This window comes from Flavobacterium sp. FlaQc-57 (assembly GCF_044007395.1).
Lineage (GTDB): Bacteria > Bacteroidota > Bacteroidia > Flavobacteriales > Flavobacteriaceae > Flavobacterium.
In genome coordinates this window covers 652,630-665,900 of record NZ_JBIPDA010000001.1, presented here as the reverse complement: position 1 = coordinate 665,900, position 13,271 = coordinate 652,630, and the positions used below count along the sequence as shown (strand labels likewise).

The following is a 13,271-nucleotide window of genomic DNA, read 5'->3' as shown; positions in this document are numbered from 1 at the left end:
TCGCTTTGATTCCTAATTATAAATGGAATGAGTAAAAACGATTCGATGTTCCCTAAGAAAACAAATATTAAATACACATGAAAAACAAATTAGTCTTACTATTTTTAGGATGTGCTGTTTTGGGTTACGCCCAGAAAAAGAATACTAAAAATACAGTAAAAATTAAACCAAGGTCAGAGTTTGTAGCTGAGTTATTGTCAAAAATGACATTAGATGAAAAATTAGGTCAGCTTAATTTACCAACTTCTGGAGATATTACAACAGGGCAAGCAAACAGTTCTGATGTGGCTAAAAAAATTGCTGAAGGTAAAGTTGGAGGTTTATTCAATATTAAATCTGTTCAAAAAATTAAAGAAGTACAAAGAATAGCAGTTGAAGAAAGCCGATTGAAAATTCCGTTGATTTTTGGTATGGATGTAATTCACGGTTACGAAACAACATTCCCAATTCCGTTAGGATTATCTTGTACTTGGGATATGGGCTTGATCGAAAGAAGTGCACAAATTGCGGCTCAAGAGGCGAGTGCAGATGGTATCAACTGGACATTCTCACCAATGGTAGACGTTTCTCGTGATCCACGTTGGGGAAGAGTTTCTGAAGGTTCAGGTGAAGATCCGTACTTAGGTAGCCAAATTGCAAAAGCAATGGTTAACGGTTACCAACAACACGATCTTTCGAAAAACAATTCGATCATGGCATGTGTAAAGCACTTTGCATTATACGGTGCACCAGAAGGTGGTCGTGATTACAATACAGTTGACATGAGTCACATCAGAATGTTCAACGATTATTTCCCTCCTTACAAAGCAGCTATTGATGCTGGTGTAGGATCTGTTATGGCTTCTTTTAATGAAGTTGACGGAATTCCTGCAACCGGAAGCAAATGGTTAATGACTGATGTTTTAAGAAAACAATGGGGTTTTAAAGGTTTCGTAGTGACTGATTTTACTGGAATTCCTGAAATGATCGAACATGGTATGGGAGATTTACAGGCAGTATCAGCTCAGTCTTTAAATGCTGGTGTTGAAATGGATATGGTTGGAGAAGGTTTCTTAACTACTTTGAAAAAATCTTTAGACGAGAAAAAAGTAACAATGGCAACAATCGACAATGCTGTTAAACTTATTCTTGAAGCAAAATACGATTTAGGATTATTCCAAGATCCATATAAATATTGTGATGCTAACAGAGCAAAAACTGAAATCTTTACTGCAAGCAGCAGAAAAGAAGCAAGATCAATTTCAGCTCAATCATTGGTTTTATTAAAAAATCAAAACCAAGTATTGCCTCTTAAAAAATCTGGAACAATTGCTTTAATCGGGCCATTGGCAGATGCTAAAGAAAATATGCCGGGAACCTGGAGTGTAGCTACAAAAATGGAAAATGCTATTTCATTATTAGCAGGAATCAAAGAAGTAGCAGGAAAGTCAACTAAAGTACTTTATGCAAAAGGAAGTAACTTAGATTACGATGAGAATTTTGAGACAAACGCAACAATGTTTGGTAAAACATTACACCGCGATGGTCGTTCAAAAGAAGAATTATTAGCAGAAGCTTTAAAAGTTGCAAATCAATCTGATGTAATTGTTGCTGCTCTTGGAGAATCTGCTGAGATGAGCGGAGAATCTAGCAGCCGTACGAATTTAGAAATTCCACAAGCACAAAAAGATTTATTAAATGCATTATTGAAAACAGGAAAACCAGTTGTTTTAGTTTTATTCGACGGTCGTCCGTTAGTAATTAAAGATGAAAACGAAACTGTTCCTGCTATTTTAAATGTTTGGTTTGCTGGATCTGAAGCTGGTTACGCTATTGCTGATGTTTTATTTGGAGATGTTAATCCTTCAGGAAAATTGACTTCAACTTTCCCAAGAAGCGTTGGTCAATTACCAATTTACTATGCACACAAAAATACAGGAAGACCACTTTCTAATACAGAAGGAAAATTCGAAAAATTCAGATCTAACTATATTGATGAGAGAAACGAACCATTATTTCCATTTGGTTTCGGATTAAGTTATACTTCTTTTGAGTATTCAAACGTGAAAATTTCATCTGATAAAATGAATGCTGCCGGAAAACTAAAAGTAACAGTTGATGTTGCTAATACAGGAAATTATGACGGAAAAGAAACCGTTCAATTATACATTAGAGATTTAGTTGGTTCAGTAACAAGACCAGTTAGAGAATTGAAAAATTTCCAAAAAATTACTCTTAAAAAAGGAGAGAAACAAACCGTGACATTTGAGATCACAGTTGAAGACTTAAAATTTTATAATTCTGATTTACAATTTGTAGCAGAACCTGGACAGTTTGATATTTTTGTTGGTGGAAATTCAAATGCAGATAAGAAAGTTAGTTTTGAGTTAACTAAATAGTTGGTTTATTTATTATTGATTGCCCTTCGTGTTTGGTTAACGAAGGGCTTTTTTTTAGCTTATTAGTTTCATAAAACATAAAAAGTATAAAATTTAATTTCATAAACTATGAATAAGATTAAAGTATTTCGCGCATTTTTTTTAGGATTAACATTAGTTATTTTTTCTTCTTGTAGTGTAAAAAAGAATGGAGTTGTAGCGCATCGCGGAGCTTGGAAAACGAACAACTTTCCGGAAAATTCAATCGCTTCACTTAGGCACGCGATCGATTTAAAATTGGCCGGTTCAGAGTTTGACGTTTGGAGAACTGCCGATGATTCGCTTGTAATTAATCACGATGCACATTACAATAAATTGCTTATCGAAGAAACAAATTACGAGGATTTAATAAAGTTTAAACTTTCAAACGGAGAGAAGCTTCCAACTTTACGCGAATACATCACAGAAGGTAAAAGAAACAATAAAAAAACTCTTTTGGTCTGCGAAATTAAGCCTTCGGAAATTAGTAAAGAAAGAGGTAAAAAGACCGCCTTAAAAGCTGTCGAAACTATTAAAAAACTGAAAGCAGACAAAATAACCTGCTATATCAGTTTTGACTACGAAATTCTCAAGCAAATTAGACAAGTAGATCCCGTAACAGCTTTGCAATATCTGGAAGGGAACAAATCTCCGCAAGAAGTAAAATCAGATAATATTTCAGGTATTGATTACCATTATTCTGTTTTTCAAAAACATCCAGAGTGGATCAAAGAGGCAAAAGATAATCACATTACTTTAAACGCATGGACTGTTAACGATGCAAATATTATGGATTGGATTATCGAAAATAAATTTGATTACATAACGACCAATGAACCCGAATTATTAAATCAAAGAATAAAAAACAAGAAATAAAAATGAGAAATCCCTATATAATTTCGTTTTTGTTGCTTCTAATTGGATTCAATACCAATATCTTGGCGCAAAATAACATTCCCGGAAAAACGGAATGGTTCGACCCCAATAAACCGCAATCGACCTATTGTAATCCAATAAATATTGGATACAATTATACGACATTCAATCACAACGGAATTCCAGAGTCACGTCGTTCAAGCGCAGATCCGGTTATTATTACATACAAAGGAGAATATTATTTATTTGCTACCAATCAAGCTGGTTTCTTTTGGAGTAAGGACATGTCAGACTGGAAATTCGTTTACGGAAGTTTTCAAAGACAACCTGGCGATGATGACCAATGTGCGCCGGCAGCTTGGGTGGTAAATGACACATTATTTTATGTAGGTTCGACCTGGAAAAAAGATCATCCGGTTTGGAAAACTGCTGACCCAAAGTCTGGTCGATGGTTGCGACACGTAGACAAAGCAATGTTGCCAACTTGGGATCCTGCTATTTTTCAGGATGATGATAAAAAAGTATATATGTACTACGGTTCAAGCGGAAAATTACCTCTTGTTGGTACTGAAGTAGATTATAAAACATGGTTACCAGTAGGAAATCAGGCAGATTATGCAAAACTATATGCAGCTACAGAAGTAGAAGATATTCAACGTCCATACGGGCAAATAAAAGAAGTGGTAGGTCTAGATCCTAAAGCACACGGTTGGGAGCGTTTTGGACCTAATAATGATATGGAACCTGCGCCTTGGGGAGATTTTATCGAAGGAGCATGGATGACCAAACATAACGGTAAATATTATATGCAATATGGAGCGCCAGCAACCGAATTTAAAGGTTATGCAAATGGTGTTCATGTAGGTAACAGCCCATTAGGACCTTTTACCTACCAAAAACACAATCCAATGTCTTATAAGCCTGGAGGTTTTGTAATTGGAGCCGGACACGGAAATACTTTTGCAGATAATTATGGTAATTATTGGAATACCGGAACTTGTAAAATTTCTATTAAAGACCGTTTTGAGCGTCGTATAGACATGTTTCCTGCTGGATTTGATAAAGACGATGTAATGTATTCGATTACTTCTTACGGAGATTTTCCGATCGTGCTTCCGGCGAGCGAACGCGATCAGACTAAAGGAGCTTCTTCTGGTTGGATGTTGCTTTCGTATAAAAAACCAGTTACCGTTTCTTCTTTTGAAGATTGCATGGAAGTTCAGACACACAGAGTGGATACCGGCGGTAAAAAAGTATTTGAAAAATTTTGCTATGGTGCTAATAATTTGACTGACGAAGATATTCAGACTTATTGGTCAGCAAAAACAAATGATCCGGGCGAATGGCTGCAATTAGATTTAGGCAGAAAGATGAGAATAAATGCGTTGCAAATTAATTATGCAGATCATAAAGCAACGCAATACAATAAGGCAATGGATATTTATTATCAGTATAAAATCTATATGTCTGATGATGCTGTAAATTGGACTTTAGTTATCGATAAATCAAAAAACGATAAAGACGTTCCTCATGATTATGTTGAGTTAACGAAGCCAATTAGTGCGCGTTATATTAAGATGGAGAATATTCACAACGCTTCAGGTTTATTTGCAATTTCTGATTTCAGAGTTTTTGGAAACGGATTATTAGAAAAACCAAAAGCAGTATCAGAATTTAAAGTAAATAGAAATGCAAAAGATTCTCGTAATGCAATGATTTCCTGGAAAAAACAGGCTGATGCAATTGGATACAATATCTATTATGGAATTACTCCAGATAAATTATACAACAGTATAATGGTTTATGGAGAAAACTCATACGACTTTAGAGGTTTAGATAAAGGAACAAAATATTACTTTACTATTGAAGCTTTTAATGAAAACGGAATTGGAGCTAAAAATAAATTGACTGTAGTAAAATAAGGAGATATAAATTACTAAAATTTTAGTAAATAATCTATTTTAATAAAGACTGAAAGCCCGCTGATGCCAAATGAAAATTTGAGATTAGCGGGTTTTTATTTTTTTTGAAAACGAGTCGTAAAAGATCATGTAGTAATAAATAATTTTGTTCCTTTGTTTAACTTTGAATTCGTTGGTAAATTAACTAATTCAAAGATTAATTAATCCAAAAATGCCATTAACCTATGAAAAAAACGATTCTTTTAACTGTTTTAGTTTTAAACGGATTGACATCTTTTGCACAATCAAATGATGAAAAAAACATTAAATTATTCTATAAAAAAGCCTTAACCGAGGCTAAATGTTATACATGGCTGGAATATTTGTCTAACGACATTGGAAGTCGTTTATCTGGATCTGCCAATGCAGAAAAGGCAGTTAATTATACCAAATCTCAATTAGAATCTTTAGGACTTGACAAAGTATATTTGCAAGAAGTTATGGTGCCTCACTGGGTTCGCGGTCAGAAAGAAACAGCTTTTATCTTAGATGGTAAAGTAAAAACAGCTGTGCCAATTTGTGCTTTAGGTGGATCAGTTGCAACTGCAAAAACAGGACTTACAGCTGAAATTGTAGAGGTACAGGGAATTGATGAACTAAAACAATTAGGAGATAAAGTAAAAGGAAAAATTGTGTTTTATAACAGACCAATGAATCCTGAAAATATCGAAACTTTTACATCATACGGAGCTTGTGTAGATCAAAGATATGCCGGAGCAAAAGAAGCAGCAAAATTAGGTGCTGTGGGAACAATTGTTCGTTCTATGAATTTACGTTTAGACGATTTTCCGCATACTGGAACACAAAGTTATGGTGATTTGCCAAAAGAAGAATATATTCCAACTGCAGCAATTAGTACAAATGGAGCCGAATTGTTGAGTAAATCATTAAAAGTCAATCCAACTTTAAAGTTTTATTTTAAACAATCTTGCGAAACATTACCAGATGTATTGTCTTATAATGTAATTGGCGAATTGACAGGAACTGTAAATCCATCAAACATAATGGTTGTTGGGGGGCATTTAGATTCTTGGGATTTGGCAGATGGTTCTCACGATGATGGAGCAGGAGTAGTACAAAGTATGGAAGTAATTCGTATTCTAAAAAACCTAAACTACAAGCCTAAAAATACTATTCGTGTCGTTTTATTCATGAATGAAGAAAACGGTGGAAAAGGTGGAGCCAAATATGAAGAAGTTTCTAAGCAAAAGAACGAAAACCATATTTTTGCTTTAGAAAGCGATTCAGGAGGATTTTCACCAAGAGGATTTTCTATAGAAGCTGATGATGCCAATTATAAAAAAATAAAAGAGTACAAAGATCTTTTTGAGCCTTATTTAGTGCATAGTTTTACAATTGGTCACGCTGGTTCAGATATTGGTCATTTAACGTCTAAAGCGATTGTAAAAGCTGGTTTAAAGCCAGATTCGCAACGTTACTTTGATTATCATCATGCGGCAAACGACAAATTTGATGCAATTAACAAAAGAGAGTTAGAACTTGGTGCTGCAACAATGACTACATTAATGTATTTAATGGATCAAAACGGAATTATTCTTCCTGCTGCATCAAATTAATAATACGATTTTAAATTTTCTAAAAGCTATGAGTTTTACTTGTAGCTTTTTTTTTGAAATTAAGTAGTCTAAAAAGTAATTGTAAATTTAGCTCCTTCGTTAAGTTGGCTTTCCAGACAAATATGTCCGCCAAGATTAGTTACGTGATTATACACTAAATAAAGTCCGATACCATTACTGTCTTTATGACAATTAAATTTTTGATGTAATCCAAAAATTTTGTCTTTTACTTTCTCCATGTCAAAACCAATTCCGTTGTCTGTAATAATAAGTTGAGTGCTTCCGTTAAAACGAAGTGAATTAAAGTTGATTATTGGTAAAGAGCCGGGTTTAGAATACTTGATCGAATTTGTAATAAGATTCAGGAATATGCTTTTTAATGAATTTCTATTAAAACAAATTGTCTCAACCTCAGAAAAATCAATTGTAATTTTCGTTTTTGAGTTTTGAACTAACGAGTTTATTGAAGATAAAACTTCTTGCAAAACTTCGTTGAAATTTAATGTTTCGAGTTGATCATCTTCCTCATTTTTTTTATCCAAAATAGCAACATGATCAATCAGCGTTTTCTTTAAAATTTGCGTAGACGTCTCTATGATTGAAATTAATTCAAGAGTTTCAGGATTTGTTATTGTAGCTGTATCTAAAAGATCAAAAACGGCTAGTAAATTATTTACAGGCGATCTCAAATCATGCGCCGTCGTGTAAGTAAGCTGTCTGAGTTCTTTGTTAATTTTGGTAAGTTGAGTTAAATGAGCATTTCTTTCCTGCTCAAGCTCTTTTTTAAATGTAATATTTTTACCAATTGCATAAACTAATTTGTCTTTGGCAACAGGAAAAGAAGTCCATAAAAGCCATACAATATCACCATTTTTGGTAACATATCTATTTTCAAAATTGTACAAGCCAATTTTTTGAGTCAGATCTTTTCTTGCATTCGTGGTATTCTTTTTATCAGCTTCAAAAACAAAATCATTTATAGGCTGAGAGAATAATTCGTCATTGCTATATCCTAATAATTTTGATACTGAAGGATTGATTCTTTTAAAATAACCGTCAAAACCAGCTACACATAATAGGTCAGGCGACGTATCAAAAAAATCTTCAAAATTGGAAAAAAAATCAACAGAATGTTCTAATAAGTTTGTCGTAGTGTTATTCATAGATGAAACCCAGGGGGTGTTTAGTTTAACATCAGTAAAATACCATCATTTCGTTTATGAAATTAGTGAAAGATTTAGTGCTTTTACAAGTTTTTCGTCCAAATGCTTTTTAACTCGTTGAATAACAAAAAAAAGAGCAGAACTCCAATTTTTATAAGAAGTTCTGCGCTTTTTTTGATTTGATACAATTTTGAAAATAATTCAAAAGAAAAATGACTTTAATAAGTATCAATTATTGTTTTTAATAAATCAGAATCGACTAAATCAGAAGGAGCAACAACTTTCTCTTCAAGCGGAATATCATTGCCATATCTTTCCTTAAGAATCTTTTTAACTCTTTCATCTGTTAAATTAAAATCTTTCAATTGTTTTAATTTTGAGAGTTCAATGTTGGCGCCGTTTTTATAGATTTTCCAAACTAATTCAGAACAATAAATTCGAGTATCACTCCACTCAAAGTAAGCGTCATATTCTTTTCCCATAAAGCGTTGGCTATAATCTTTCATCTTTTGCAGCGTAGCTTCATTTAAAACTTTATCAGCATCTTTCAATCTTTTTACCACAAATTTTCGATCTTTTCCGTGGTTGATCCAGTCGCTTAGCGGAGTAAGTTTTACAGGTTGAACAGCTTCAAAAACAAATAACTCTCCGTTTATTTTATAAATGAGTCCGCAATGCGAAAATTTTGAGTTTGTTGCAATGCGAACCGCTTCACATTGTTTTGATTCTGAAGTTTGAAAAATAATATCGCCATCTTGAATTTTATTCGCTAAAGTCGTTTCCTGCTTTGTTTTTGTTTGAGAAAACGGATTGTTAGGAAAAACTTTCATTGCGACAAACAAAGCGCATCCAAAACTCAGTAGAAATGTAATTAAGGGAAAGAGATATTTAGGTTTTTTCATGTCTTGTTTTAGGTTAGTCTGATCGTGTTTTGAGTATTTTGAACAATTTCTTAAGGAACATTACTTTGCGACTTTGCGAGATTTATTTCAGTACTTATTCTTAGCAAATATAAGGGCAAAAAAAAATAGCTACCAAAATGATAGCTATTTTTAAATATATTTTAAGAAATATTAGATTCTGAAAATTCCACCTACAGCAATAATTCTCTGTAAAAAGAAAAAGTCTTGCGAAGCTTTATCATCGTTGCTTTGTGTTGTTCTAATATCCTGCATGTTGATGTAACCACCTTTTAACTCACCCTGAATATAGAAATATTTAAAGAAAGTAAAGTTAATACCTGCTTTTGCAGATAAACCATATCCTGAAATATGAAAATCATCATGACGCTCTTTTCCTAAAAGTGTTGTGTTTGTTTTAGGATATAAAACTCCAATACCTAAACCTTCAGTTAAATTAATCTGAACTTTATCTGTATTTGGCAAACCAAACCATTTCGAAATATCGTCATGTCTTGAAACCTCAGTATTAATATAGTTCAAACCATCTGTATGTTCGTACATTAAAAATGCAGGAGGATTTCCTTGGATAGCACCATTATCAAAACCACCTTCCTGAGCACCATGTTGAGACATATCTACAGGTGTATTATTATAAACTCCGTTGTAATAAGATCCAGCTTGATCAGCAGGTAAATTAATATTTCCTGTAACATTAGCCGTTTGGTTTTGTGTCATCACATATTTCATGTGATCCCAACCAATCGAAACACTATAATGATCGCTAAAGAAATATCCCATTCTAAAATTAGTTTGTGGGATTGTCATATTAGCCGGATTTACATAATCAATATGCCATCCTTTTGGTTTATCGTGAGCTTTCATGTTATCAACTGTAAAGTTGTAATCTTTACCTCTAAAATTCACGTCAGATTTAGTATAACTATCTCTGTTTCCTCCCCATGAAACAAAGAATTTACCTTTATTATGAGCTGTATATCTTTGTACTGTGATTTCTTCCTGAGCAAATGTGTGCATAGAAAAGCCCACTAAGAAGAAAAATAAAATTTTTGCTTTCAATGAAATAAATATTAAAAATTTAAAATGCGTTAACTGTTTTTCTAATAGCAACCAACTTGGTCATTAAACCTTCAAAATAGTCTAAATGTAACATGTTGGCACCATCACTTTTTGCATTAGCCGGATCAAAATGAGTTTCGATAAAAATACCGTCTACACCAACTGCGATACCTGCTTTGGCAACAGTTTCGATCATATCAGGTCTTCCACCAGTAACACCGGCAGTTTGGTTAGGTTGTTGCAACGAGTGCGTAACATCAAGAACTGTAGACGCGTATTGTTGCATAGTAGGAATTCCTCTAAAATCAACAATCATATCTTGGTATCCAAACATAGTACCACGATCTGTAACCATAACGTTCTCGTTATTACAGTCTAAAACTTTTTGTACCGCATGTTTCATGCTTTCCGGACTCATAAACTGTCCTTTTTTCAAGTTCACCACTTTTCCAGTGTTAGCCGCAGCTACAACCAAATCAGTTTGGCGAACCAGGAATGCTGGAATTTGCAAAACATCAACGTATTGTGCTGCCATTTCAGCATCTTCATTGGTATGAATATCTGTTACAGTAGGAACATGAAATGTTTCAGAAACTTTTCTTAAAATTTTTAATGCTTTTTCGTCACCAATTCCAGAAAAACTATCGATTCTAGAACGGTTTGCTTTTTTAAATGACCCTTTAAATACATAAGGAATCTGAAGTTTGTCGGTAATACCAACTAATTTTTCAGCAATTCTAAGAGCCATTTCTTCTCCTTCAATAGCGCAAGGTCCCGCCAATAAAAAGAAGTTTCCGCTTTCAGTATGCTTAATTTGTGGAATATGTTGTATGTTCATAATATAAATTTTTGACAGTGCAAAGGTAGTTATGATTTACGAATAGCAGATGAAGATTTAAGTTTTTTTTAAGAAGCCCGCTATCGATCGCTGCTACTATAATGCTGTAATATTTTTCTTTAACCCTTTTTTCTTGGTCTTTGCGAGAGCTTCCTTTGGTTGCAATGCAAAAACCAGAAAAAATTGGCTTTCTCAAAAAAAAAAATCCACTGTTGTCGGGGCTGAGACTTTAGCAGAATTATGGGATTTGTTGGGCAATTTTGTAGGTTCCATTTATTTTAAGAAAGTACAATATTAAGATATTATAAAAAGCTTCACCATGATATTTGTCAGGTTTTATCCTGTTTTTAGTTGCTTTTAAAGTTTTAGTTCTTTAAAAACACGCATAAGGATCTAATTATTGTTGCTTTAAAATAATTTTGGCCTTTTGAAGTTTTACGTAAAAAATCCAAAACAAAACTTGTCCCGCAAGAAATAAAACATTAGCAAACACATTAATGTAAACGAGTGTTCGAATTTGAGATAGAAAAAAATCAGGGTCGTGTAAATTGGGCGTAACAAACTGATATAAATTTATTTTTGCGATTACAACTGCAGGAATTGTCAACACCAGATGAATTATAAAAGTTTTGAAGTTTATTTTACGGCTAGTTTTAGATAGTTTCCAATAATAAAAGGAACCACAATAAGAATCAAAAACTTAATTAGATTTGAGATTAATCTTCCAGGAATTATAGCGGTATTCCAACCAGGAATTATCGAATATAAAAAATCAGAATTAATAGAAAGAACAAGGATATAATAAGGAAATAAGATTATATCTAAAATGATAAAAAGAATAAAAGCAGTTTTAGTTTTAATCATAAGAATTTATTTTACTTATTTTTTTCGTAAGATCTTATTCATCAAAAATTGGATAATGATAACAATTATTAGAGCTAACATCAAAAGTACTGCAACTCCAAAGAGTCCAATAAATCCCATTCCACATTTAGTTTGATTTGGATGCTGTTCAAAATAGTTGTGAAAGTTATTTAAAGCTATGCAATAAGACACAATCGATAAAATGATTTGGGAAACAAAACTAATTAAAGATAAAGTTTTAAATCTTAATGAAAATTGCTCTCTAATGGAGTTAAAACCAAATATAATTTGAAAAAACAGAGGTAAGATTAGTAGAATTAATGGAGTTGTTCCGAACATTATTTTTACAATTTTAAATTTACTCCTTCTTCAAACTCAATCCCATAGGAACCATTAAAATACCTTTCTCATAAATATTCAAATAAAGTTTTACCGGTTTTTTTTGCCCATCCCATTTTAATTCATAAACATTCAGGAATCCGGCACCCATATCGCTTCTCTTGGTCGGAAAAGGGCAACAGGTTTCTAAACGGTTATAAGTGATTTTTTCGCCATTTGGTCCCGCTAAAGCATTCAAAAAACGAGTCTCATTTAATGCTTCATTTCTTGTATTTTGAAAAAAAATATTGACTGGATAATCGGGATCATAACCGTATTTTTTATCAATACTGAATAAAGTTATGGCAAACGTATTGTTTTTCTTCAAAACTAAATCGGGAGCATTGTCATCCACATTCTTCAATGTCGATTTTGTACTTACACAAGAAGAGACAGTGATAAGTAAAACAATAAAAAGCGCTATTTTTTTCATGGTTTAAAGTATTGGTCGTACAAATGTAAAAGTAAAAAGTCTTTTGTCGCAGAACACAGAATTAAAAAGATTAAAATAATCGACTAAATCTGCGTGCAAAAAAATGATTGTTAATCCATTTTACTCCACCTTTTTCGGGTTTAATTTTAGTATACCAACAACAATCAGATATTGTGCCACAAGATAAGTCAGCATAATAAAAAAAGAACTTTTTTCGATTTGTGCATGAAATTTATTGAATGCCAGTATGCTATCAGAAATAACAAATACAATTGCGCCTAAAAAAACATACAAGCTTGCAGGTTTCGTCCAAATTAAGTAACCATTAAAAGCAAATAGAAGCATTGTCGAAATTACTGCTGCATAAACAGTTACAGGTATTTTTAAGTCACCTAAATTCGGCATTAAAAATAAAACCATTCCAATTAAATAGAAGGCAATAAGAAGACTTCCAATTCCAAAAAAGACTTTATTGATCTGAATTTCTCCTGTAATTTGTTTGTTAAAAAGCACACAATAAGTGATATGTGAAATTAAGAAAGCAACTAATCCCAGAATAAAGTAAATCTCGCCTATATCTGCAAAAAGCAATATAACGTCTCCAATCCAGGAAAAAAGTAATGCAGTTAAAAGAACATTTTTAGAGGGGAATGGTCGGTGAAAATAAACTCCAAATCCTAATAAAGGAATTAAAACGGGTTTTAAAAATAGATCTAAGTTTTGATGTCCTAAAAATAAAACAATAAGATATACAATACAAAAGACAATATAGGTTTTAAAATAAGTAGCGTTTCTCATAAGCAGTG

General features: G+C 32.8%; 11 protein-coding genes. 4 read left to right on the top strand and 7 right to left on the bottom strand.

What is annotated here, in order from left to right:
- Nucleotides 1–77: 77 nt before the first annotated feature.
- The 4 genes from bglX to ACHRVZ_RS02775 all read left to right on the top strand — a co-directional run bounded on the left by bglX (nucleotide 78) and on the right by ACHRVZ_RS02775 (nucleotide 6,810).
- Complete coding sequence (gene bglX, locus ACHRVZ_RS02790; RefSeq protein WP_395420663.1) at nucleotides 78–2,378, top strand: beta-glucosidase BglX; 2,301 nt, start codon at nucleotides 78–80, stop codon at nucleotides 2,376–2,378.
- 108 nt (nucleotides 2,379–2,486) lie between these two features.
- The gene (locus ACHRVZ_RS02785) at nucleotides 2,487–3,272 is read left to right on the top strand and encodes a glycerophosphodiester phosphodiesterase family protein (protein ID WP_395420662.1); all 786 of its coding nucleotides are present in this window, start codon (nucleotides 2,487–2,489) and stop codon (nucleotides 3,270–3,272) included.
- A gap of 2 nt (nucleotides 3,273–3,274) precedes the next feature.
- On the top strand, nucleotides 3,275–5,194 hold the full coding sequence (locus ACHRVZ_RS02780; RefSeq protein WP_395420661.1) for a discoidin domain-containing protein: 1,920 nt from the start codon (nucleotides 3,275–3,277) through the stop codon (nucleotides 5,192–5,194).
- Nucleotides 5,195–5,418: 224 nt separating this feature from the next.
- Nucleotides 5,419–6,810: a M20/M25/M40 family metallo-hydrolase gene (locus tag ACHRVZ_RS02775; protein WP_395420660.1), complete on the top strand. Its 1,392-nt coding sequence runs from the start codon at nucleotides 5,419–5,421 to the stop codon at nucleotides 6,808–6,810.
- Nucleotides 6,811–6,878: 68 nt separating this feature from the next.
- On the opposite strand, the gene ACHRVZ_RS02770 is transcribed toward ACHRVZ_RS02775, so the two are convergent.
- The 7 genes from ACHRVZ_RS02770 to ACHRVZ_RS02740 form a co-directional block, all read right to left on the bottom strand.
- Nucleotides 6,879–7,973, bottom strand: coding sequence for a PAS domain S-box protein (locus tag ACHRVZ_RS02770; RefSeq protein ID WP_395420659.1), 1,095 nt, complete (start codon nucleotides 7,971–7,973; stop codon nucleotides 6,879–6,881).
- A 218-nt stretch (nucleotides 7,974–8,191) separates the two neighbouring features.
- Nucleotides 8,192–8,875: a YiiX family permuted papain-like enzyme gene (locus ACHRVZ_RS02765; RefSeq protein WP_395420658.1), complete on the bottom strand. Its 684-nt coding sequence runs from the start codon at nucleotides 8,873–8,875 to the stop codon at nucleotides 8,192–8,194.
- 171 nt (nucleotides 8,876–9,046) lie between these two features.
- Nucleotides 9,047–9,952, bottom strand: coding sequence for a hypothetical protein (locus ACHRVZ_RS02760; RefSeq protein ID WP_395420657.1), 906 nt, complete (start codon nucleotides 9,950–9,952; stop codon nucleotides 9,047–9,049).
- Between the two features lie 19 nt (nucleotides 9,953–9,971).
- Nucleotides 9,972–10,790 (bottom strand): 3-deoxy-8-phosphooctulonate synthase, encoded by an 819-nt coding sequence (gene kdsA, locus ACHRVZ_RS02755; RefSeq protein WP_395420656.1) that lies wholly within the window; start codon nucleotides 10,788–10,790, stop codon nucleotides 9,972–9,974.
- Nucleotides 10,791–11,426: 636 nt separating this feature from the next.
- The gene (locus tag ACHRVZ_RS02750) at nucleotides 11,427–11,654 is read right to left on the bottom strand and encodes a hypothetical protein (RefSeq protein WP_395420655.1); all 228 of its coding nucleotides are present in this window, start codon (nucleotides 11,652–11,654) and stop codon (nucleotides 11,427–11,429) included.
- Between the two features lie 358 nt (nucleotides 11,655–12,012).
- Entirely contained in the window at nucleotides 12,013–12,465 is a 453-nt protein-coding gene (locus ACHRVZ_RS02745) for a 2-dehydro-3-deoxyphosphooctonate aldolase (RefSeq protein WP_395420654.1), read from the bottom strand.
- 120 nt (nucleotides 12,466–12,585) lie between these two features.
- Entirely contained in the window at nucleotides 12,586–13,263 is a 678-nt protein-coding gene (locus ACHRVZ_RS02740) for a lysoplasmalogenase (protein ID WP_395420653.1), read from the bottom strand.
- Between the last annotated feature and the right edge of the window lie 8 nt (nucleotides 13,264–13,271).